This window comes from Mucilaginibacter phenanthrenivorans (assembly GCF_024721155.1).
Lineage (GTDB): Bacteria > Bacteroidota > Bacteroidia > Sphingobacteriales > Sphingobacteriaceae > Mucilaginibacter > Mucilaginibacter phenanthrenivorans.
Genome location: NZ_JAHVAP010000014.1, coordinates 1 through 21,289, shown reverse-complemented (window position 1 = coordinate 21,289; position 21,289 = coordinate 1). Strand labels below are relative to the sequence as shown.

Sequence of the window (21,289 nt, the reverse complement as noted above, 5' to 3'; positions counted from 1 at the left end):
ATGTTACGTTTTGCACATACAGAATTTTTATGGGGATTGTTACTGATCCCGGCTTTCATCCTGCTTTTTATTATCGTAAGCAGGTGGAAGGTAAAGGCTATGAAATCATTTGGCGACCGGAACGTGGTTAATCAAATGATCCCGGATGTTTCTTTTTCAAGGCCGTGGTTAAAATTTATTTTGTTTTCGATAGCTTTTGGGATGTTGGTGATTGGCGCTGCCGATCCGCAGATCGGCTCGAGGATGGAAGAGGAGAAGCGTAAAGGCGCTGACCTGATGATATTGCTTGACGTATCAAACAGTATGCTGTCGCAGGATCTTGCCCCCAATCGGCTTGAAAATGCCAAACAAGCCATTGCACAGCTAATTGACAACCTGCATGGCGACCGGATCGGCCTGATAGTATTTGCAGGAGAAGCTTACGTGCAATTACCAGTAACTACTGACTATTCTGCAGCCAAACTGTTTTTGAACACCATCAATACCAATATGGTGCCAACACAGGGTACGGCTATAGGTTCAGCAATTGATTTGGGGATGAAGTCGTTTGACTTTAAGAACGGAACAGGTAAGGCGATGATAATTATCACTGATGGCGAAAATCACGAGGACGACGCCGTTGCCGCTGCTAAAGCCGCTGCCGAAAAGGACGTAACAGTTCACGTAATTGGTGTTGGATCTGCCGCAGGTGCACCAATTCCGATCTATGAAAATGGAAAGCAAATAGGGTTCCATTTAGACAGCGCCGGCAAAACCGTAGTAAGTAAGTTGGACGAAACCATGGGCAAGGAGATCGCTGCTGCAGGGAATGGCGCTTACGTAAGGGCAACAAACGCCAATAGCGGGCTTGGGATCGTGATGGACCAGATAGACAAGATCCAGCGTAAAACCGTTGACACAAAAAGTTTCAAGGATTTTGAAGATAGGTTCCAGTTTTTCCTGGCGATAGCTTTTATATTACTGGTTATTGAATTCTTTATCTCGAACAGGAAAAGCCAGCGGTTAAGTAATTTGAAATTATTTGAAGTGAAGAAGATATGAGGCAGTTAATTATTATCATATTATTTTTACTACAGGGCTCGTGGCTTTTTGCGCAGCAGGAAAAAAGCCTTGTGCATAAGGGGAACGAGCTTTATCAGCAAAAAAAATATACAGAAGCGGAAGCTACTTACCGTAAATCGGTTGAGAAGAAAAAAAACACCGAAGGTAATTTTAACCTTGGCGACGCATTATATAAACAAAAGAAGTTTGGCGAAGCGGGTGAGCAATTTAACCAGTTGGGGGAGGCATCAACCAATAAAGCAGTTGCTGCTAAAGCTTACCACAATTTAGGTAACTCGTTATTGGAAAGCAAAAAATTACAGGAAAGTATTGATGCTTATAAGAAGTCGTTAATAAATAATCCAAAGGATGATGAAACGCGATATAACCTTGCCTACGCACAAGAAAAACTGAAGCAACAGCAACAACAGGATAAAAAGAATAACAAGAATCAGGACAAGAAAAACCAGGACAAAAACAAGAAGGACCAGGATAAAAAGAACCAGGACAAAAAAGATCAGGATAAGAAAAACCAGGATCAAAATAAAAAGGATCAGGATAAACAAAACCAGGATAAGAAAGATCAAAAGGACGGTCAGCAACCGCAACCCAATAAGCTTTCGAAGGAAGATGCCGAGCGGATGCTCGATGCCCTCAACAACGACGAAAAGCAAACACAGGACAAGCTGAAGAATAAGAAGTTAAAAGGCACGAAGGTGCACGTCGAGAAGGATTGGTAGGGGTTAGGTATAGGTTGTAAGGGTTATAAAGGTTGTAGATGTTAAAAAATTACGGCCTTACAACAATTACAACTTCTACAACAATTACAACAAACATTAATGAAACTAAGATATTACATATTAACCATTTTGCTTTTTTGGGTCGGAGTTGTAACGGCCCAAAGTGTAAAGTTTGTTGCCTCTGTAAATAGCAATACAGTAGCGGTTGGCGAGCAATTCCAGGTTGACTTTTCGTTAAACGGTAACGGCGAGAATTTCGTGCCGCCAAGTTTTAGAGGACTTCAGGTATTGTCGGGGCCAAATGTTTCGACCAGCATGGAATCTATCAATGGTAAAACTACCGTGAGTAATTCCTTTAGCTATATACTGATGGCGACAACGGAAGGGGAATTTAGTATTGGTTCGGCTACTATTACGGTGGGCGGTTATAAAACCAGCACAAACCCCATCAGGATAAGAGTGACCAAAGGAACGCTTCCGCCACGGGGTGGCGCACAACAGGCACCACAAAATGGGGCTGATAATAGCATAATCCAGGGCAATAGTGCAGACCTGGCGAAATCGCTATTTATAAAGGCGATAGTAGATAAGCCGACCGTTTATCAGGGCCAGCAGCTTACCCTCAGTTTCAGAATTTATACCCGCGTAGGAATTGAAGACAGTCGGGTAGACAAGGTGCCTGATTTAACAGGTTTTTGGAATGAGGATATTAAAAATCAACAAGGGCAGGTACAATGGCATGTCGAAACTTATAAAGGTTTAAAATATAACGCTGCCGATATTAAGCAGACTATCCTGTTCCCCGAACACTCAGGGAATATCACTATTGAGCCGATGGAGATGACGCTGTTGGTACGCCAGCCGGTGCATTCCAATGATATTATGGACCAGATGTTCGGCGGATCGTTTAAGGAGGTCAAATACCAGGCTAAGAGCGCTCCGGTGGTAATCCATGTAAAACCATTACCTGATGCAGGCAAGCCGGCAAGCTTTGCTGGCGCTGTAGGCACTTTTAATATGGATGCGTCCATCGATAAAACCGAGCTTAAGGCAAATGAGGCACTGAATTACAGGGTTAAGGTTACCGGGGCAGGCAATATCAAACTCCTAAAAACATTAAATACTGGTTTCCCTTTGGACTTTGAAAAATATGATCCTAAAATACAGGATACCATAACTGAGCGGGCAGATGGCGTATCAGGCCGCAGGATCTATAACTATCTGTTGATCCCAAGGCACCAAGGTGAATATACTATTGATCCGGTGAAGTTCTCATACTTTAATCCTGCGACAAACAGGTATGTGACGCTCACGTCAAAGCCTTATAAAATTAAGGTGAATAAAGGCGTGGCAGAAAGTAATGTAGCAACTTTAGCCGGCGCCAATAAGCAGGACATTAAGGTACTGGATAACGATATCCGTTATATAAAAACGAATGACGGAATGCTTGCTAGGCCCGGCGATGAGTTTTTTGGGTCCGCAACTTTTTATGTTTTACTTGCTTTGGGCCCCATTCTGTGTATCGGTGCCTTTAACTATCGCAACCGGATGATAAAATTCAATAGCGATGTTGTATTGGTAAAAAATAAAAGGGCCGGCAAAGTTGCTGCCAAACGGCTGGCTAACGCTCAAAAGCAGTTGGCCGCAAATAACACTGCTGCATTTTATGAAGAGTTATTTAAAGGTATGTACGGTTATCTAAGTGATAAGCTTAATATTCCGTATGCTAATCTCGATAGGGCGACTATTGCATCTGCACTAGCAGCAAAGGCGTTGGAAGAACCATTGATCAATCGGGTACTGGAGACGCTGGATCTTTGTGAAATGGCGCGATATGCACCGGTAACACATATCTCAAAACAGGAAGTATTTGAGAAGGCAAAGGGAATTATTAGTGACATTGAAAATAAGATTTAGTATGTTGAAGCGGACATTATATATTTTAATTGCATTTGTTATCCCTTCGATAACTGTCGGTCAGGGTAGTAGTCAGCAGGCGTTATTTGCCAGCGGCAATGCCAGTTACAACAAAGGGCAATACAAAGAGGCGCTTGCTACATATCAAAAGGCGCTTAATTCAGGTTATGAATCGGCTGCCCTTTATTTTAACATCGGCAATGCGTATTATAAAACAGGCGAAGTTCCATCGGCTTTACTTTATTATGGGAAGGCGCACAGGCTTTCGCCGGGTGATGAGGACATTAACTTTAATATTAAGTTTGTAAATCAGAAAACCACGGATAAGATAGATGAAGCTCCTGAATTCTTTGTAACCAAGTGGTGGCATGGGGTTATCCTGGGGATTTCTGCAAATGGCCTGGGTTGGTTGAGTGTTGCGTTTGTTTTATTGGCCTCGGGTATTTTGATCCTCTATTTTTTTACCGGATCTATTGCTATTAAAAAGGCTTCATTTTATGGCGCAGTCGTTCTGTTTGCGCTGGGCGCGTTTACTATATTTATTGCCGGAATGCAGGAAAGCTATTTTAGCGGACATAAAGAGGCGATTGTTTTTAGTCCCTCGGTTATCGTAAAAAGCGGACCGGGTGAAAAGGCAGGTTCATTATTTGTGATCCATGACGGAACAAAGGTTAACGTTTTGGACGACAGTAATGGCTGGCTGAAAATAAAACTTGCCAATGGAAGCGAGGGTTGGATAAAGATGAGTGACGCGAAGGAGATCTAGTTAAAATTATTTTTAGCTGATATCATTTCACGTAAAATTTGTCTTCTGCCCATTTTGAGGGGTTGTTGATGATATAATCGAAGATCCGCGAATAAGACTTTTCATTACGAATAATGTGTTCATGATAATTTCGTTGCCACACTGTTCCGGTTTCATTCAACAAATTTATTTGTTTAGTAACTGAGGATTTATAGCCCCGTACAATTGCACCAATACTATGTGATGGCGATTTTAATGAGGAAACAAAATCATCATCATGCTTAACTGAATTAGATATCGGGGAGGTTGATGCCGGCAGCGGTTGCATTGAAGCATCATCTAAAAAAATAATTCCATGCATGTGATTTGGCATAATCACAAAAATATCTAATGATGCATATGGGCGAATCTCCGGTGTTTTTAGCCATTCGTTATATGCAATTTGTCCCATTTCGTTTAAATTCATTTCTTCGTTTATCACGTCGCCGAAGAAAAGCTGCATTCCATAGGTGCAGATCGTGATAAAATAGGCACCAGACTGGGAATAATCATATCCTTTTAATCTGATAGATTTACGATTATGTGTTAGCGGATTGTATTTCATATGTGATTTCAGGTTGGGTTTTAAAGTATAAGATATCGTGTGTAAACATAATAAAAGTAATGTTTTTCCGTAGGGGCGTATAGCATACGCCCTATAAAAGCGGACAGAAATGATTGCGGTATGTACAAACGGTGGCAAGGGCGTATAGCAGCCCTATAAAAACGGACAGAAATGATTGCGGTATGTACAAACGGTGGCAAGGGCGTATGCTATACGCCCCTACGCATATTTGCCAGGCAATTTGTAATCCCAGCGTAAACTAAAATAAAATCACCTTGATAAAATAGACCAATCGGTTTATATTTGTACTTATAATGACAAAGGCAGAAAGAACACGGCAGTTTATTATTGAAAAGGCAGCGCCCATCTTCAACCAGAAGGGTATTGCCGGTACTTCAATGAGCGACATAATGGAAGCTACCAAACTTGCCAAGGGGGGATTATATGGAAACTTTGAAAGCAAGGAGGAGATTTGTCTTGAAGCATATAAGTACCTGACTAAAAACCTTTCTGACGAGATCAACAAAAGCATTGATGCTAAAACAACAGCAAAGGATAAGCTTTTCGCCTTGTTGGATTTTTATGAAAATAAATTATTCAAGGCTAATAATGCCGGATGCCCAATCTTGAATTTTGGTACCGAAGTCGATGATACTAACCCGGCAATCAAGCAAAAGGTAAATGAGTCTATCGACAGGTTCCGCGGCCGGATCTCGAATATCATTAAGTTGGGGCATGAGAGGGGCGAGTTTCCCAAAACGTTTAACGCAGATTTGTTCGCTACAAAAATGTTCACCATGATTGAGGGGGCCATATTGATCAGTAAAGTTCAAAATGACCCAAAACACATGCATGTAGTGATAGAGATCCTTAAGGCAGAAATCGAACAAAACAGTATTTAATTTTTTTTGACATTAAAAAGACCGATCGGTCTTTTTAATGTTTGAATTACAAAAACAAAAAATGAACAACCTAAAAAGAAACTTGCTGATAATCACCGTACTTCTCGCCGCGGTTATGGAGCTTATAGATACGACCATAGTAAATGTTGCCCTCTCGCACATGAGCGGTAATCTTGGCGCGACGCTGGAGGATACCACCTGGGTAATCACAGCGTATGCAATTGCAAATGTCATCATCATACCCTTAACCAGCTTTTTGACCATCAACCTGGGGCGAAGGAATTACTACATCGGTTCTATTATCCTGTTTGTGCTTTGTTCTTTTATGTGCGGGAGTGCAACGAACATCTGGACATTGGTATTCTTTCGCTTTTTACAGGGCCTTGGCGGCGGTGCGCTGCTCTCTGTTTCGCAGGCGGTTATTTTTGAGCTGTTCCCTAAGGAGAAACAAGGTGTTGCTAGTGCAATATTTGGCGTAGGGGTATTCATAGGCCCAACTATCGGCCCAACGATGGGCGGTATCATCACTGAAAATTATTCCTGGCCGTTGATATTTTACATCAACATTCCGATTGGCATCATGGCCGCCACCTCATGTTACTTCCTGCTGACTGAGCCGACCATAAAATCCAAAATTCATGCGGTAGATTGGGCTGGCATTATTTTGTTAGCCATCGGAATAGGTTCGTTGCAAACGGTGCTTGAAAGGGGTCAAACAGAAGACTGGTTTGCAACCGGGTATATTACCGTCCTTACCATCACTTCCGTTATCGCATTAACAGCTTTTATTATCTGGGAACTGCATGTGGAACATCCGGTGGTGAACCTCAGGGTATTTAAAAGCAAAACATTAACAGTTGCCGCCCTGCTCACGTTTATTACAGGGATAGGGATGTTTACATCCATCTTCCTCACGCCGGTAATTGCACAACGATTGCTTGGTTTCACGCCAACGCAAACCGGCCTATTATTGTTGCCCGGTGCCATAATAGCCATATTAGGGTTGATAGTTTCGGGTAAGCTTTTACAGGCCGGGTTATCGCCACTGATCATCGTTGCGGCCGGCTTTGGCTGTTTCATCTATTTTAACTGGAACATGTCGGGCATGAGCCTGGATACATCGGCGTTCACTATCACCATAAACCTCATCTTCCGTGCTTTGGGTATGGCGTTTTTAACCGTGCCATTGACCATGCTGGCCATATCATCACTGGCGCCAAAGGATATTCCACAGGGCGCTTCGTTAAACAATATGATGCGGCAACTGGGCGGTGCGTTCGGGATTTCAGCTATCAACACTTACGCCGCACGTAGAATAGCTGCACACCGTACTGATTTGCTGTCGAACATAACAAATACCAATCCGCAGGCAGTTGAGCGGCTTAATTCATACACTGCATATTTTCACAATAAAGGGATCGGCGTGATGGATGCGAAAATAAAGGGTATGCAGGTTATTGATCTTGCTGTTGTTAAGCAATCAACTTTGCTGAGCTACGTGGATAGCTATTACCTGATAGGTCTGCTGTTCGCAATTACGTTGCCTTTATTATTGATCGTGGTTAGGGCGCCAAAAAACACTGCACCGAAAATGATCTTGACGGATCACTAATGTTAGAGATTAGAGGCTGGAGATTAGAGATTAGTTGAAAAAAGTAGGAGTCAAAAAACAGGAATCAAGAAAAAAACACAATACTAAAACAAACATAACAATGAATATTACAGGAAAAACAGTCCTGATCACAGGTGGTGGTTCAGGGATCGGCTTTCAGACAGCCAAACTTTTAAGTGAAAGAGGTAATAAGGTAATTATTACCGGCAGGAGCGAGGATCGTCTTAAAAAAGCAGCTACCCAATTAACCAACGTTAGTTATATAGCAACAGACGTTAACAGTGAAAGTGATTTGAATAACATATTCGAAAAACTGACCAACGAATTTGGCGGACTTGACATTTTGATAAATAACGCGGGCCAGGCATTCTTACATCGCCTGGGAGATGGCGGCGATGCGTATTCAAAAGCATCTGACGAGATCAATACCAATTATCTGTCGATCATCAGGTTTATAGATAAGTTGTTGCCTTTACTTAAGGCTTCAAAGGAAGCTGCCATTGTAAATGTAACCTCGATAGTCGTATTTGCGCCCGGGATCAATTTACCAACGTACGCGGCAAGCAAAGCGGCCTTACACGCTTATACCAGGGCATTAAGATATACACTTGCCTTAAATACCGGGATTAAAGTATTTGAATTGATGCCGCCGCTGGTTGATACTGAGCTGTCTGCAGAAATTGGTGGAAAAGAAAATGGCATCCCTCCGGAAGTTGTCGCACAGGGTTTAATAGATGGGTTTGAAAAGGATGAATATGAAGTACATGTTGGTAAAACTGCTGAACTGTACCAGTTGTACCTTACATCGCCAGAACAAGCTTTAAGCGTTTTGAACCAGGGTAGGGAGTAAATTAACATATACCATAGCGATGGGTTTAAAACCCATCGCTATGGTATATGTTGTTCCAGCTTTGATCTTGGCCTTGCATTAGCAAGGCTTTTTTATTTTTCTTCCACCATCCTGAATTTTATATATTTTTAGCGCCTGAATGGAAGCTAAAAATAATAAGAAAACCATATGGGCATGGTGCATGTTCGATTGGGCTAATCAATCCTACAATATGGTGATCATTTCGACCATATTTCCTGCTTACTTCGTTGCGATAACCGCCAATTCTCAAAATGGCAATATGGTTTCGTTCTTCGGACATCAATATGTAAACACTGTATTATCAACCTATATTTTAGGTTTTTCATACCTGATAGTAGTAGCATTGCTACCAATATTAACGTCGATAGCTGATTATCGTGGCAATAAAAAAATATACCTGCAGCTGTTTACCTGGATGGGCAGCCTTGCCTGTGCCGGATTGTTTTTCTTACAGGAAAAGAGGCCGCTGGAAGCTCCCCTGATATGTTACGGCCTTGCATCCATAGGTTATTGTGGTGGGTTTGTTTTTTATAACTCTTATCTCCCCCAAATTGCTACAGTCGACCAGCAGGACGCCGTTAGCGCCAAAGGTTTTATATATGGCTTCGTCGGTAGTGTTGTAGTGCAGTTGATCTGTTTAGTCCCTATCCAGTTCCATACTATTTTTGGCATCACAGAGGATAAGGCTGCCCGTATATCATTTTTGATAGTAGCCCTATGGTGGATTGGTTTTGCCATTATCCCGTTCCTGAAATTACCGAAAGGTATTCCAAATGCAGGTTCACATAACTATAATGTATTTACCGGGGGATTTAAAGAGCTGGCTAAAGTATTTGGAAAGGTAAGGGAGATGCCTTTGTTAAAGCGATTTTTGGGGGCCTTTTTTTTCTATTCGGTTGGCGTACAAACTATTATGTTGGTTGCTGCTAATTTCGCTGCGAAGGAGCTGCATATGGGTGACGATTCGCTTATTCCTATTATATTAATTATACAACTTTTGGCAGTAGTGGGGGCGCTTATAACTTCAAAATCATCAGCTAAGTACGGTAATGTTAAAACCTTGATAGGCTTGGTTGCGATTTGGACTATAATCTGTTGCTGTGTTTATTTTGTAGCTACTGTTAAGCAGTTTTATTTCGCTGCCGTGGTAGTTGGATTGGTGATGGGCGGAGTGCAATCTTTATCACGCTCAACTTATTCAAAGTACCTTCCTGCAAATATTCCTGACACCGCCTCATTTTTTAGTTTTTATGACGTGACGGAAAAAATAGCAATAGTTGTGGGGCTATTTTGTTTTGCATTTGTTGAAGCATGGACACATGAAATGCGTAATTCGGCATTAACGCTTGATTGCTTTTTTGCAATAGGATTATTTTTACTGATCATATTATTGATGGCAGAGAAAAAGGTAAAAAGGGCAGATATTGAAATCCCGGTTTAATATGGATGAAAAAAACGCAGCGTATTGGATTGATCATTTACAACTACAGCCTCATCCTGAGGGTGGTTATTACCGGGAAGTTTTCCGTTCCGAAATTGTAGTTACAGGGAACGACTCGTTCAAATTTAAAAGAGCCTGCACTTCTATTTATTATTTGCTGGAGGGAAATGATTATTCAGGCTTTCATCGCATCCAGTCGGACGAGATTTGGTATTTTCATAAAGGAGCACCTTTACATGTTCATGTGATAGACGAAAACGGAGATCACTATCCGCTTGAACTTTCTGATAGTGCTACGGGGAATTTGTCGCTTGTTGTTAAAGCCGGGTTATGGTTTGCGGCCGAAATTCCATCGAAAACTAGCTTTACCCTTGTAAGCTGCGCGGTTGCTCCCGGCTTTGAATTCAGCGAATTTGAAATGGCAGATAAAGACAAGTTAACCGTATTATATCCACTGCATGAAATCCTTATAAACCGACTTTCGCGATAGGCTTATAAAGCTTCTTGAAATTTGTTAATTTTAACCTATATTTATACGTGCGTTAACCCCGTCGCATCCTAAGGCTTCAGCGAATTTTAACCAATTACCAATTATAAATCTTAAGATCATGAAAAAGTTATCATTAGTATTAACGATGCTGGTAACATTTGCCTGCAGTTCGGTTTACGCGCAATTTACCCAGGCTGAACTTGTGGGCGAGTTCACCCGGGCAAAAGCCTACACCAAAGCCTACCTTGACGCCATGCCTGCAGACGGCTACGCATTTAAGCCCACGCCCGAAATGCGGAACTTTGCACAGCAAATGCTGCACCTGGCTGACGCCAATTATTTTTTCTGCGCGACGGCAAGTGGTAAGGAAAGCCCGCTGGGGAAGGGCGTATCAGTAGAGAAAACCGTAGCCCAAACAAAAGAGGCCACCACAAAGGCAGTTATGGACAGCTACGATTTTGCAATAAGTTCCTTACAGGGAATGACAGCCGCCCAACTGGCCGAAACCACAAAGTTTGCCGGTAAGGACATGGAAAAATTTGAATTGTTTGGAAAGGGCTTTGAACACCAAACGCATCATCGCGGGCAAACAACCGTTTACCTGCGTTTAAAAGGTGTAACCCCGCCTGCCGAAATGTTATTCTAAAATATAACAGTTTTTAGGCCGGAGATGTAAACACGTCTCCGGCTTTTTTATGTGATAGGACCATTGGTAAAGTGAGTGCTTTTCTATACAGTTCGAATACCGCAATAAACAGGAGAACTCGTATTTTATCGAAAGGATTATAGCTGAAGATGCGTTTTTAAAGAAAATTCGCAAGGGGTAAAATATTCGCTGACTTGTAATTACAATGGCACAATGTTGGTATTAATTCAAACAACTAAAAAACATAACCTATGAAAACTTCAACAAAAACTACCGTAATATTAAAAGCAATTGACCTTGAATTAAAAGCGTTGTTACAGCAAGATTTGGAACGTTTTAAAGCCCAAAGCAACAAACAGGCTCCTGTAAAACAAGCTGCCTGACCATCATATATCTACTTATGCGAGAAGAGTTCCCCCAGGAGCTCTTTTTTCGTTTATGGCTTTTAAACTTTAGTATTACTCCATCTTTTTATTAATTTCGGAATACCAAAGTTTGATAATCCAATCGCTTATCCCAGTAAACATGCTCAAAAAAGGTATTGTTATAATTTTTCTATCGTTAACAACTGTTTTCAACTTAAGCGCACAAACCAGTTTCAGGCAGCAAAGCCCTTTTATTGTAAAAGGTTTTCACATCGATCTACGGATCCAGGTGATGACAATGGATGCGTTGAAGGCCTTTGCCCTGAAACTAAGTAAGGAAGGAATCAACACGCTGATAATGGAATGGGAGGGAACTTATCCTTTTGTAAAGCATCCGCTTATTGCTAACCGCTATGCGTACACCAAAGAAGAAATCGCCGGGTTTATAAATTACTGCAATTTTTTGGGAATAGACGTGATCCCGCTGCAGCAAAGCTTTGGACACGTTGAATATATTTTACGGAACGAACGCTATAAGGATCTGAGGGAGGATCAAAAGGATTTCTCGCAAGTTTGCCCGTTGCAAACTGAGCAGGACAAGGCGCTGTTCACCGATCTCTACACCGAATTGGCTGCAACTCATACCTCCAAATATATCCACATCGGCGGCGATGAAACTTATTTACTGGGGCATGATGAACGCTGCAGGTTGAAGGCGGCAAAAGAAGGGAAATCCAAATTGTATATCGACTATATCAAAATGCTTTGCGATATTGTGATCAAGCTGGGTAAAACGCCTGTGCTTTGGGCGGATATCGCATTAAAATATCCCGAAGCTATCAAGTTGCTACCAAAAAGTACCGTGTTTATTGATTGGAATTACGGCTGGGACATGAATAATTTCGGAGATCATCAGAAATTAGTACAGAGCGGTTATGAGATCTGGGGAGCGCCGGCAATCCGTTCAAATCCGGATAATTATTTTTTAACGCAGTGGGAGAAGCATTTTAAAAACATCCGCGATTTTGTGCCCGCGGCGGCAGCATTGGGTTATAAGGGGATTGTCATGACCTCGTGGTCCACGTCAGGCCAGTATTCGCCGGTTTTTGAATCTGAAAATGAAATGGCGGAGGAGTATGCCATCAGGCATGTTTATCCTTTAAGTGGCTTTAATATGCTGGTGGAAGCTTATACGCAAAGCATCAGTAGCACAAGGCCGCTAAACATCGATGCTTTTATAACAAAATATTGCGCCGACCACTATGGCTTTAATGCGGAGGAGTCGGGGAAATTTTGGCACGCCTTGAAAATAACACCCTATGAGATCAGGAATGGGAAGGTGGAATCAGTAATGCAGTTTTCAATAAGCCAGGTATCCGACAGTACCAAACAGGCTTTGGAAACACTTTACCAGCTTAAACCTGCCAGGAACAAGGAGGAATTTGAACACTACCGACTAATGATGGGCATCCGGTTGAATTATCTCCAGTTTGAGGGGATCGTACAAAAGGTTAATTCGCCGTCGTTTACCGTAACAATGGTTCCGGGAGTTTTACAGGAATTGAAAAACCTAATGGCGAACGGAGAAATAATAGACCTGCACTTTACCGAACTCAATAAGAAGTTCCTTAATCCATCGGAAATTAATACTGAAAACGACGTAAGAAATTTACGTGTAAAACTCCTTTACGACCGTTTATCGAGAAATAAATAATGGCGCAAATTAAGATCTGTAACGGCGATATTATTACACCCGGAAAAATCATCAAGGGTGGAACTGTTTTGATAAGCGATGGGATTATTACAGGTGTAAGTGAGCATGATATTGACGTACCGGAGGCGGTTTTAATAGACGCGGGTGGAAAATATATTTCTCCCGGTTTTATTGATATTCACATCCACGGCGGCGGCGGGCACGATTTTATGGATAATACAGTCGATGCCTTTTTAGGGATAGCCGACCTTCACGCCAAATATGGGACAACAGCCATGTCACCCACTACGCTTACCAGTAGCAAGGAAGACTTACTGGAAACGTTACGCATTTATGAAATAGCAGAAAAACTAAACACAAAAGGCGCGCGATTTATTGGGATGCATTTAGAAGGGCCTTATTTTGCCGTTAACCAATGCGGTGCGCAGGATCCCAAATACATCCGTGATCCTGATCCTGAAGAATATAAAGAGATAATAGCCGGTTCAACAATAATAAAACGCTGGAGCGCAGCACCCGAATTGAAAGGAGCTATTGAATTTGGCAAATACATTACCTCGAAGGGTATTTTAGCCGCCATTGCCCATACCGATGCCATTTACGAAGAGGCGTTGGAAGCGTTTGAAAACGGGTATACGCTGGCTACTCATTTGTACTCAGGAATGTTGGGCGTAACCCGTCGCAATGCCTACAGGTACGCCGGGGTTGTTGAAGCCGCATTTTTGATTGACGGCATGGATGTAGAGATCATAGCTGATGGCATCCACCTGCCACCGCCTTTGTTAAAATTAGTCTACAAAATAAAGGGTGCTAAGAAAACCGCGCTGATAACCGATGCTATGCGCGCTGCCGGCATGCCGCCTGTAGAAAGCATTTTGGGCAGCTTAAAAAGCGGGTTAAAGGTAATTGTTGAAGATGGTGTAGCCAAATTACCCGACAGGTCTGCCTTTGCCGGGAGCATAGCAACTGCCGACCAACTGGTGCGGAACATGATAAAACTGGCAGATGTTCCGCTATTAGATGCCGTTGAGATGGCAGCTCTTTCCCCTGCTACGATTATGAAAATTGAAGACAAAAAAGGATCAATTGCAAGAGGTATGGATGCCGATATTGTGATTTTTGACGCCGATATTAATATTGAAAAGACAATTATAAAGGGAAAGGTGGTGTATGAACGATAATTGCCGTAGAGACACGATACTTCGTGTCTCAAATTTGCAGGTTCTTAAATATCAAACCAGGATGGAAATGGGTGAAGCCGCTGCTGAAATCGTCTTACAAAAAATAGCGGACTTACTTAGCAAACAACACTACGTAAATATCATCTTCGCAGCGGCGCCTTCACAAAACGAATTCCTGGCCGCACTGGTTAAGAATGAATTGATCGATTGGGAAAGGGTAAACGCTTTTCACATGGATGAATACATTGGCCTGCCCGAAGGCGACTCCCGAACTTTTGCATCGTTCCTTAAGCAGAAAATATTCATTAAGCTGCCTTTTCACAACGTAAACTATATTAACGGTAATGCCCCGGATTTGGAAATGGAATGTGAGCGGTATGCCGGTCTGTTAAAGCAATACCCAGTTGATATAGTCTGTATGGGCATCGGAGAAAACGGTCATATAGCTTTCAATGATCCCCACGTTGCCGATTTTAATGACCCTTTGCGGGTAAAGATAGTTAACCTTGATACAGCATGCCGGCAGCAGCAGGTTAATGACAAATGTTTTGATGTGTTGAGTGCTGTGCCGACACATGCCATTACGTTAACTATACCGGCACTTATGGCTGCCAAATATATTTATTGTATGGTGCCCGGAGAGAAAAAAGCACAAGCGGTTTATGATACGTTAAATGCTGCTATCAATGAGGAATGCCCGGCTACTATTTTGCGGAATCATGAGAATGCGTTATTGTATTTGGATGAGGACAGTGCCGGAAAATTGTGAGATAATTGAGAAGGATCATTCCTCAATAACAATATATTCCTTTTGCACTCCCAATTCAATCAAATCATCCTTTACCTGTGCAACAAATGGATCCTGTCCGCAGATATAATAATGTTGCTTATTATCCATCAAATGATGTTTAAGCAATTCTTTATCAATATGTTTTCCCGGCTTGCCCGATTTAGGTTCAGAAATAATATCAATATGCAGATCGCCAAGCATCTGGTTCAATTCATCATTAATGATGATATCGTCTTCGGTTTTGTTCGCGAATAGTAGTTTATTACCCGCCAGTTTACCATCTTTTTTAAGCTGGCGTAAAATAGAAATAAAAGGTGTTAGTCCTGCGCCGCCGGCTATAAACAAACCAGGCCCTTTATAAGTTATTGCCCCAAAAACTTCGTGGACTATCAGTTCATCACCTTTATTAACATCGAGTAATTTCGCGGTGATGCCGTTATGATCCGTATATATTTTTATAGTGAATTCTAAATGGTCGTCACTGTTGAGGCAGGTGAAAGTAAACGGACGAAGCTCATTTTCAAGGCCTTGCTTATTGATGGAAACATTCGTTGCCTGGCCCGATGTAAACGAATACCCGGTAGGTTTTTGCAGGGTAAACCGCTTTACGTTATGCGTTACTAATTCAGTGTTTAAAACTTTAACAATGTGCTTTTCCATGGTGTTTGGCTGTTTGCTGCCTAGTTAACAATTGTTGTTAAATAAGGTGTTAAAAATGAGGCAGAAATAAAAAAACAGACATTCAAATTGTAAATTAGGCTTTACTTTGACGAATTGTATGGGATAAAAAGTATATTGCCTGTGCAAAACAAAAAGCACATCAAACCTATCCTGCCCGCCAATGGCAGGTGTAATTTAAAATGAAGAGTTTTTTAAACGAAGATTTTTTACTGGAAACAAAAACTGCGCAGCGCCTGTATCATCATTATGCGGCTAATTTGCCTATCATAGATTACCATTGCCACCTGCCGCCCGACCAAATAGCAGATGATCTTAATTTTAAGAATGTCACCCAAATCTGGCTCAACGGCGATCATTATAAGTGGCGGGCCATGCGGGCTAATGGTGTAGACGAAGCTTATATTACCGGCGACAAAAGCGACTGGGAAAAATTTGAACAATGGGCCGCAACCGTCCCGTATACATTGCGTAATCCCTTGTATCATTGGACGCACCTCGAACTGCAGCGTTATTTTGATATCCACGAACTATTGTCTCCTGCAACGGCAAAGAAAATTTATGACGAATGCAACGAGAAGCTACAGTCGCCGGAGTATAGTGTAAGAAATCTTATCAAAAACAGGAATGTTGAAGTGGTTTGCACTACTGATGATCCCCTGGATAACCTGTTTCACCATAAAAAAATAAAGAAAGATAGCTATAGTGTTAAGGTTTTGCCGGCATTCAGGCCGGATAAGGCAATGGAGGCAAATGATGTAAAGGCACTGAATGCCTATATCAGTAAACTCGAAATCGTAACGGAAGGTTCCATTAGTGATTTCAACACTTACCTTGCTGCTCTGAAAAAGAGACACGATTTTTTTGCCGAAAATAGGTGTTCTCTGTCGGATCACGGACTGGAGCATTTATATGCCGAAAGCTATACCGATTTGGAGATCAGGTTGATATTTACTAAAATACGGAATGAACAGGCCTTAACACAACAGGAGTCTGCGCAATTTAAATCAGCCATGTTATATCATTTTGCAGTTTGGGACCATGAAAAAGGATGGGTGCAGCAATATCATTTGGGCGCATTGCGGAATAACAACACACGTGCGCTAAGTGAAGCGGGCCCCGATACCGGCTATGATTCAATCGGCGACTTTTCACAGGGGCGGGCACTGTCGAAATTCCTTAATAAGCTGGAAGCCGGGAATAAACTCACCAAAACCATTTTATATAACCTCAACCCCGCAGATAATGAATTGATGGTGGCAATGGCCGGAAATTTTAACGATGGCAAAATAGCCGGTAAAATGCAGTTTGGCTCGGCCTGGTGGTTTTTGGATCAAAAGGACGGAATGATCAGGCAACTGAATGCACTCTCAAACCTGGGTCTTTTGAGCCGGATGGTTGGTATGCTTACCGACTCGCGCAGCTTTATGTCCTTCCCGCGGCATGAATATTTCAGGCGCATCCTATGTAACCTGTTTGGAAACGATATGGAGAACGGCGAACTGCCAAATGATATAGAATGGACAGGTAAGGTGATCCAGGATATTTGCTATTATAATGCTAAAAGCTATTTTGATTTTGACAAGGTAAAATGAGCGGAATTTTAAACATACAACCCGGAAAGGTATTGTCATTTGGTGAGTTGTTGCTAAGAATAACCCCTGACGCAGGTGGTGAATGGCTCAATAATAATCAATTACCATTTTATGTTGGCGGCGCCGAACTGAATGTGGCAACAGCACTGGCGCTTTGGGATGTGCCATCTAAATATTTTACCGCATTGCCGGATAATGGCCTATCGGCACAGATTATAACTCATCTTCAAAATAAAAACATCGATACATCGCCTGTCTTTTATGGTGATGGAAGATTGGGGCTTTACTTTTTAACAAAAGGGCAGGATTTGAAGCATAACGCCCTGATCTATGACCGGGCAGGTTCAGCATTTTCCAATCTTAAACCCGGAATGGTTGATTGGGATGAGCTTTTACAGGATGTGAGCTGGTTTCATTTCAGCGCCATCTGCCCTGCCATTAATCAGCATGTGGCTGACGTTTGCATGGAGGTTTTGGAGGCGGCCAGTAAAAAAGGGATCGTTATTTCTGTCGATTTGAACTATCGCTCCAAGCTTTGGAAATATGGCAAAATACCTTTGGAAATAATGCCGGGATTAGTAAAATATTGCGACCTGGTAATGGGCAATGTTTGGGCGGCTGAAATGATGCTTGGCGTTGATGTGGTTCCGGATATTCATGAATCGGGACAGAAGAGCATCTACTTAAAGGAGGCATTGAAGTCGTCGGAAGATATCATGTCACAATATCCGAAATGTAAGGCCGTGGCGAATACATTCAGGTTTGATTCATCGGCGGATATTAATTATTACACCACCCTATACACCAGTGGTGAGTTTTATAGTTCAAAAGAATACCAAACAAATGAGATAGCAGATAAGGTGGGTAGTGGAGATTGTTTTATGGCAGGTATAATTTACGGGTTTTATAATAGCCTTGACCCTGTTGAAATACTTGAATTTGCTACTGCAGCAGCATTTGCACAGTTATTTGTAAATAGTGATGCTACGGATAAAACTGTAGATGAAATTAAAAAACTTATAAAATGAAGATCAGGAAAGCCGTATTGAATAGCATATTAACGCAAGGCATGTTGCCCTTGTTTTTTTATGCGGATGCCGAAGTAAGCCTTGAGATAACCCGCACACTTTACAAAGCCGGGATAAGGGTTATTGAATATACCAATAGGGGGAAGGAGGCGCTGGACAATTTTAAGGTGCTAAAAAAGGCTGCTGCCAAAGAGATGCCAGACCTTTTTCTAGGGATCGGGACTGTAAAAAATGTATCAGAAGCGGAGGCTTTTATTGATTTGGGCGCTGATTTTATTGTTGCACCCATCATCAATCCTGAAGTGGCGAAGGTAGCCCATAAACACAAACTGCTTTGGATCCCCGGCTGTATGACACCAACGGAGATCTACTCTGCACAAAAACATGGAGCCGAGTTGATCAAGATCTTCCCGGCGAATATAGTTGGCCCGGCATTTATAAGCTCTGTAAGGGAACTCTTTCCAGGTCAGCTTTTTATGCCAACCGGTGGTGTGGAGCTTGCCACTAAAAACATCAGTTCATGGTTTCACGCAGGCGTATGCGCGGTGGGAATGGGCAGTAAGTTGATCAGCAAGGAAATTATAGAAAAACGGCAATACGCCCAATTGTATACCGATACCGTAAAGGCCATTGAACTGGTAAAGGCCGCAATGTGACCAACCTAAAACCAAAATTATGAATGAAACTAAACCGGGAAACTACAGGTGGGTAGTAGTGGCCCTTTTATTTTTTGCGACAACGATCAATTACCTTGACAGGCAAATTATCGGCCTGTTAAAGCCGACGCTGGCTGCTCAATTCCATTGGACAGAAATTGACTACAAAAATATAGTAAAGGCTTTTACAGCCGCTTATGCGATCGGTTTATTGATTTTTGGCAATTTTATAGACAAGATAGGTACAAAGCTAGGCTATACCATTTCCATAATTATGTGGAGCCTGGCAGCGATGTTGCACGCGATTGTTAAAAGTACTTTGGGTTTTGGAATTGTGAGAGCAGGTTTGGGTTTGGGGGAGTCAGGTAATTTTCCATCGGCCATTAAAGCGATTGCCGAATGGTTCCCGAAAAGAGAGCGTGCTTTTGCTACAGGGATCTTTAATTCAGGAGCGAACATAGGTGCTGTTGTTGCTCCTATTATAGTGCCATGGATTTTGGGTGTATATGGCTGGCAAATGGCATTTCTTATTACTGGTGCGATTGGTTTTATATGGTTGATTTTTTGGGTGATATTTTATCAAATCCCGTCAAAGCATAAAAAACTAACTGCTGCCGAATATGAATTTATTCATAGTGATTCAGAAGAGGTTGTTATAAATACCGGGGAAGAAAAAAAGGTTAGATGGGTTCAATTATTGGGAATAAGGCAAACATGGACATTTGTTGTTGGTAAGTTTTTGACTGATCCAATATGGTATTTCTTTTTATTCTGGCTTCCTTCTTATTTTTCAAGCACATTTAATTTAGATCTAACCAAACCAAGCCTGCCTTTAGTCATCGTTTACACCGCCACAACCGTTGGAAGTATCGGCGGTGGCTACCTCTCATCGTGGCTGATAAAAATTGGATGGCCAATATTCCGGGCCCGCAAAACGGCAATGCTGATTTTTGCATTTTGCGTTGTGCCAATAATTGCCGCCCGTTTTGCAACCAATATATGGCAAGCAGTGGCTCTTATCGGCTTGGCTGCGGCCGCACACCAGGCTTGGAGTGCCAGTATTTTCACAACGGCATCAGATATGTTCCCCAAGAAGGCGATTAGCTCCGTGGTTGGGCTTGGAAGTATGGCCGGTGCAGTTGGAGGATTTTTCTTTCCGGATGTTATAGGCTATATTTTGCAAACCAACAAAGACGCCGGGCATATTGTAGTTGGCTATAACATAATTTTTTCCATTTGTGGTTGTGCTTATCTTCTAGCTTGGATATTGATGCATATACTTTCGCCTAAAATGAAAACCGTTAAATTATAGTAAGAGGTTTACAAAATTTAAAACTTAGTGAGTCTTCTCAAGTTAAAATGATCCCGTATTACTTATTCCGTCCAAAAAGTCAAGCACAGCGGTATTAAACTCGTAGGGATGTTCCAGGTTCGGCATATGGCCGGCATCCTCAATTATTACCAGCTTACAGTTTTGCAAATTTTGCTGTAATTCTTCTGCCTTGGCAACTGGCGTATATTCATCCTCGCGGCCTACTATTACCAGCGTCGGGATGTTGATTTTGGGAAGTACTTCCGTCAAGTAGTCAATTCGTTCAGCCCTGGCTCTTAATGCTGTTGCGGCGCCTTTCGGCGATGCTGCCTTCATCATTTTTAACACATGGGTTGAAACATCCGGCTGTGAGGAAACATGTTGTGGGGTTATCATTTTATAGATAACTTCATCCGAGTAGGCATCCATTCCTTCCTTTTCCAAACGGGCGGCGGTATCATATCTAACCTGCTTTCCTTCCGGGGTGTCGAGGCTGGCAAATGTGTCAGCAAAGATCAGGCTTTTGACCCGTGTTGGGGCTTGCCTGAAAATTTCCATTATTATTTGTCCGCCTTGCGACAAGCCGCCAAGGTGAAAACTTTTTATGGACAGTACATCCATCAATGCCAGCAAGTCGGTTGCGTAATCTTCGAATTGGGTTGGAGCGGTTTTAAGTAAACTGCTTTTGCCATATCCCCTTACATCAGGAGTAATTATCCGGTAAAGCTTTGAGAGCGCAGCTGTTTGCGGATCCCACATCGTATGATCAAACGGATGGCCGTGTACCAGCAGGATAGGATCGCCTTCGCCGGTTACTTTGTAATAGACCGATATATTGTTGACTTTAACTACAGGCATTGGGAGTAAAATTGAAGATCAAACTTACCTTTAGATTAGCTTCAACAAGAATTAATATGTTATTATTATTGTTGAAGCTTTCTTTTTGCTTCTTTTTCTTTGT

Annotated in this window: 21 protein-coding genes; 18 read left to right on the top strand and 3 right to left on the bottom strand. The window is 42.1% G+C overall.

Annotated elements, in window-relative coordinates; all coding sequences use genetic code 11:
- From KXD93_RS26070 to KXD93_RS26055, 4 genes are all read left to right on the top strand, one after another.
- Complete coding sequence (locus KXD93_RS26070) at positions 1–1,041, top strand: vWA domain-containing protein (RefSeq protein WP_258140470.1); 1,041 nt, start codon at positions 1–3, stop codon at positions 1,039–1,041.
- Positions 1,038–1,781: a tetratricopeptide repeat protein gene (locus KXD93_RS26065; RefSeq protein ID WP_258140469.1), complete on the top strand. Its 744-nt coding sequence runs from the start codon at positions 1,038–1,040 to the stop codon at positions 1,779–1,781. Before KXD93_RS26070 ends, KXD93_RS26065 begins: the two co-directional genes overlap by 4 nt.
- 99 nt (positions 1,782–1,880) lie before the next feature.
- Positions 1,881–3,698: a BatD family protein gene (locus KXD93_RS26060; RefSeq protein ID WP_258140468.1), complete on the top strand. Its 1,818-nt coding sequence runs from the start codon at positions 1,881–1,883 to the stop codon at positions 3,696–3,698.
- 1 nt (position 3,699) lies between these two features.
- Positions 3,700–4,464 carry a tetratricopeptide repeat protein gene (locus KXD93_RS26055; protein ID WP_258140467.1) on the top strand — a complete coding sequence of 255 codons (765 nt, stop codon included), beginning with the start codon at positions 3,700–3,702 and terminating at the stop codon, positions 4,462–4,464.
- Between the two features lie 22 nt (positions 4,465–4,486).
- On the opposite strand, the gene KXD93_RS26050 is transcribed toward KXD93_RS26055, so the two are convergent.
- Positions 4,487–5,047, bottom strand: a complete 561-nt coding sequence (locus tag KXD93_RS26050) for a transposase (protein WP_258140466.1) — start codon at positions 5,045–5,047, stop codon at positions 4,487–4,489.
- Between the two features lie 314 nt (positions 5,048–5,361).
- Between KXD93_RS26050 and KXD93_RS26045 the strand changes: the two genes are divergently transcribed.
- The 10 genes from KXD93_RS26045 to KXD93_RS26000 all read left to right on the top strand — a co-directional run bounded on the left by KXD93_RS26045 (position 5,362) and on the right by KXD93_RS26000 (position 15,038).
- Positions 5,362–5,949, top strand: a complete 588-nt coding sequence (locus tag KXD93_RS26045) for a TetR/AcrR family transcriptional regulator (RefSeq protein ID WP_258140465.1) — start codon at positions 5,362–5,364, stop codon at positions 5,947–5,949.
- 61 nt (positions 5,950–6,010) lie between these two features.
- A complete protein-coding gene (locus tag KXD93_RS26040) occupies positions 6,011–7,561 on the top strand; it encodes a DHA2 family efflux MFS transporter permease subunit (RefSeq protein WP_373417376.1) in 1,551 nt (516 codons plus the stop codon).
- Between the two features lie 100 nt (positions 7,562–7,661).
- Positions 7,662–8,411, top strand: a complete 750-nt coding sequence (locus tag KXD93_RS26035) for an SDR family oxidoreductase (protein WP_258140463.1) — start codon at positions 7,662–7,664, stop codon at positions 8,409–8,411.
- Between the two features lie 139 nt (positions 8,412–8,550).
- Positions 8,551–9,873, top strand: a complete 1,323-nt coding sequence (locus tag KXD93_RS26030) for an MFS transporter (protein ID WP_258140462.1) — start codon at positions 8,551–8,553, stop codon at positions 9,871–9,873.
- A 1-nt stretch (position 9,874) separates the two neighbouring features.
- Positions 9,875–10,363: a cupin domain-containing protein gene (locus tag KXD93_RS26025; RefSeq protein WP_258140461.1), complete on the top strand. Its 489-nt coding sequence runs from the start codon at positions 9,875–9,877 to the stop codon at positions 10,361–10,363.
- 118 nt (positions 10,364–10,481) lie between these two features.
- A complete protein-coding gene (locus KXD93_RS26020; RefSeq protein WP_258140460.1) occupies positions 10,482–11,009 on the top strand; it encodes a DinB family protein in 528 nt (175 codons plus the stop codon).
- 251 nt (positions 11,010–11,260) lie between these two features.
- Positions 11,261–11,392: a hypothetical protein gene (locus KXD93_RS26015; protein ID WP_258140459.1), complete on the top strand. Its 132-nt coding sequence runs from the start codon at positions 11,261–11,263 to the stop codon at positions 11,390–11,392.
- Between the two features lie 142 nt (positions 11,393–11,534).
- The gene (locus KXD93_RS26010; RefSeq protein ID WP_258140458.1) at positions 11,535–13,088 is read left to right on the top strand and encodes a beta-N-acetylhexosaminidase; all 1,554 of its coding nucleotides are present in this window, start codon (positions 11,535–11,537) and stop codon (positions 13,086–13,088) included.
- Positions 13,088–14,269 carry an N-acetylglucosamine-6-phosphate deacetylase gene (gene nagA, locus KXD93_RS26005; RefSeq protein ID WP_258140457.1) on the top strand — a complete coding sequence of 394 codons (1,182 nt, stop codon included), beginning with the start codon at positions 13,088–13,090 and terminating at the stop codon, positions 14,267–14,269. Before KXD93_RS26010 ends, nagA begins: the two co-directional genes overlap by 1 nt.
- A 61-nt stretch (positions 14,270–14,330) precedes the next feature.
- Positions 14,331–15,038, top strand: a complete 708-nt coding sequence (locus tag KXD93_RS26000) for a glucosamine-6-phosphate deaminase (RefSeq protein WP_258140456.1) — start codon at positions 14,331–14,333, stop codon at positions 15,036–15,038.
- A gap of 15 nt (positions 15,039–15,053) precedes the next feature.
- Here KXD93_RS26000 and KXD93_RS25995 read toward each other — a convergent pair whose 3' ends face one another.
- On the bottom strand, positions 15,054–15,719 hold the full coding sequence (locus tag KXD93_RS25995) for an FAD-binding oxidoreductase (protein ID WP_258140455.1): 666 nt from the start codon (positions 15,717–15,719) through the stop codon (positions 15,054–15,056).
- Between the two features lie 200 nt (positions 15,720–15,919).
- On the opposite strand from KXD93_RS25995, the gene uxaC reads away from it, so the two are divergent.
- Genes uxaC through KXD93_RS25975 form a run of 4 tightly spaced genes read left to right on the top strand, consistent with a single transcriptional unit; the run spans position 15,920 to position 20,328 of the window.
- The gene (gene uxaC, locus KXD93_RS25990) at positions 15,920–17,332 is read left to right on the top strand and encodes a glucuronate isomerase (RefSeq protein ID WP_258140454.1); all 1,413 of its coding nucleotides are present in this window, start codon (positions 15,920–15,922) and stop codon (positions 17,330–17,332) included.
- Positions 17,329–18,360, top strand: coding sequence for a sugar kinase (locus tag KXD93_RS25985; protein ID WP_258140453.1), 1,032 nt, complete (start codon positions 17,329–17,331; stop codon positions 18,358–18,360). Before uxaC ends, KXD93_RS25985 begins: the two co-directional genes overlap by 4 nt.
- On the top strand, positions 18,357–19,016 hold the full coding sequence (locus tag KXD93_RS25980; protein ID WP_258140452.1) for a beta/alpha barrel domain-containing protein: 660 nt from the start codon (positions 18,357–18,359) through the stop codon (positions 19,014–19,016). Before KXD93_RS25985 ends, KXD93_RS25980 begins: the two co-directional genes overlap by 4 nt.
- Before the next feature lie 19 nt (positions 19,017–19,035).
- Complete coding sequence (locus tag KXD93_RS25975) at positions 19,036–20,328, top strand: MFS transporter (RefSeq protein ID WP_258140451.1); 1,293 nt, start codon at positions 19,036–19,038, stop codon at positions 20,326–20,328.
- Between the two features lie 42 nt (positions 20,329–20,370).
- On the opposite strand, the gene KXD93_RS25970 is transcribed toward KXD93_RS25975, so the two are convergent.
- Positions 20,371–21,186 (bottom strand): alpha/beta fold hydrolase, encoded by an 816-nt coding sequence (locus KXD93_RS25970; protein ID WP_258140450.1) that lies wholly within the window; start codon positions 21,184–21,186, stop codon positions 20,371–20,373.
- Positions 21,187–21,289 lie beyond the last annotated feature (103 nt).

What these genes read in the sequence shown, in the direction of transcription:
- KXD93_RS26015 (WP_258140459.1), top strand. Translation starts at nt 11,261, where the DNA reads ATGAAAACTTCAACAAAAACTACCGTAATATTAAAAGCAATTGACCTT.
- KXD93_RS26045 (WP_258140465.1), top strand. Translation starts at nt 5,362, where the DNA reads ATGACAAAGGCAGAAAGAACACGGCAGTTTATTATTGAAAAGGCAGCG.
- KXD93_RS26065 (WP_258140469.1), top strand. Translation starts at nt 1,038, where the DNA reads ATGAGGCAGTTAATTATTATCATATTATTTTTACTACAGGGCTCGTGG.
- KXD93_RS25985 (WP_258140453.1), top strand. Translation starts at nt 17,329, where the DNA reads ATGAGCGGAATTTTAAACATACAACCCGGAAAGGTATTGTCATTTGGT.
- KXD93_RS26060 (WP_258140468.1), top strand. Translation starts at nt 1,881, where the DNA reads ATGAAACTAAGATATTACATATTAACCATTTTGCTTTTTTGGGTCGGA.
- KXD93_RS26010 (WP_258140458.1), top strand. Translation starts at nt 11,535, where the DNA reads ATGCTCAAAAAAGGTATTGTTATAATTTTTCTATCGTTAACAACTGTT.
- KXD93_RS25995 (WP_258140455.1), bottom strand. Translation starts at nt 15,719, where the DNA reads ATGGAAAAGCACATTGTTAAAGTTTTAAACACTGAATTAGTAACGCAT.
- KXD93_RS26050 (WP_258140466.1), bottom strand. Translation starts at nt 5,047, where the DNA reads ATGAAATACAATCCGCTAACACATAATCGTAAATCTATCAGATTAAAA.
- uxaC (WP_258140454.1), top strand. Translation starts at nt 15,920, where the DNA reads ATGAAGAGTTTTTTAAACGAAGATTTTTTACTGGAAACAAAAACTGCG.
- nagA (WP_258140457.1), top strand. Translation starts at nt 13,088, where the DNA reads ATGGCGCAAATTAAGATCTGTAACGGCGATATTATTACACCCGGAAAA.
- KXD93_RS26035 (WP_258140463.1), top strand. Translation starts at nt 7,662, where the DNA reads ATGAATATTACAGGAAAAACAGTCCTGATCACAGGTGGTGGTTCAGGG.
- KXD93_RS25975 (WP_258140451.1), top strand. Translation starts at nt 19,036, where the DNA reads ATGAATGAAACTAAACCGGGAAACTACAGGTGGGTAGTAGTGGCCCTT.
- KXD93_RS26040 (WP_373417376.1), top strand. Translation starts at nt 6,011, where the DNA reads ATGAACAACCTAAAAAGAAACTTGCTGATAATCACCGTACTTCTCGCC.
- KXD93_RS26030 (WP_258140462.1), top strand. Translation starts at nt 8,551, where the DNA reads ATGGAAGCTAAAAATAATAAGAAAACCATATGGGCATGGTGCATGTTC.
- KXD93_RS26070 (WP_258140470.1), top strand. Translation starts at nt 1, where the DNA reads ATGTTACGTTTTGCACATACAGAATTTTTATGGGGATTGTTACTGATC.
- KXD93_RS26055 (WP_258140467.1), top strand. Translation starts at nt 3,700, where the DNA reads ATGTTGAAGCGGACATTATATATTTTAATTGCATTTGTTATCCCTTCG.
- KXD93_RS25970 (WP_258140450.1), bottom strand. Translation starts at nt 21,186, where the DNA reads ATGCCTGTAGTTAAAGTCAACAATATATCGGTCTATTACAAAGTAACC.
- KXD93_RS26020 (WP_258140460.1), top strand. Translation starts at nt 10,482, where the DNA reads ATGAAAAAGTTATCATTAGTATTAACGATGCTGGTAACATTTGCCTGC.
- KXD93_RS25980 (WP_258140452.1), top strand. Translation starts at nt 18,357, where the DNA reads ATGAAGATCAGGAAAGCCGTATTGAATAGCATATTAACGCAAGGCATG.
- KXD93_RS26025 (WP_258140461.1), top strand. Translation starts at nt 9,875, where the DNA reads ATGGATGAAAAAAACGCAGCGTATTGGATTGATCATTTACAACTACAG.
- KXD93_RS26000 (WP_258140456.1), top strand. Translation starts at nt 14,331, where the DNA reads ATGGAAATGGGTGAAGCCGCTGCTGAAATCGTCTTACAAAAAATAGCG.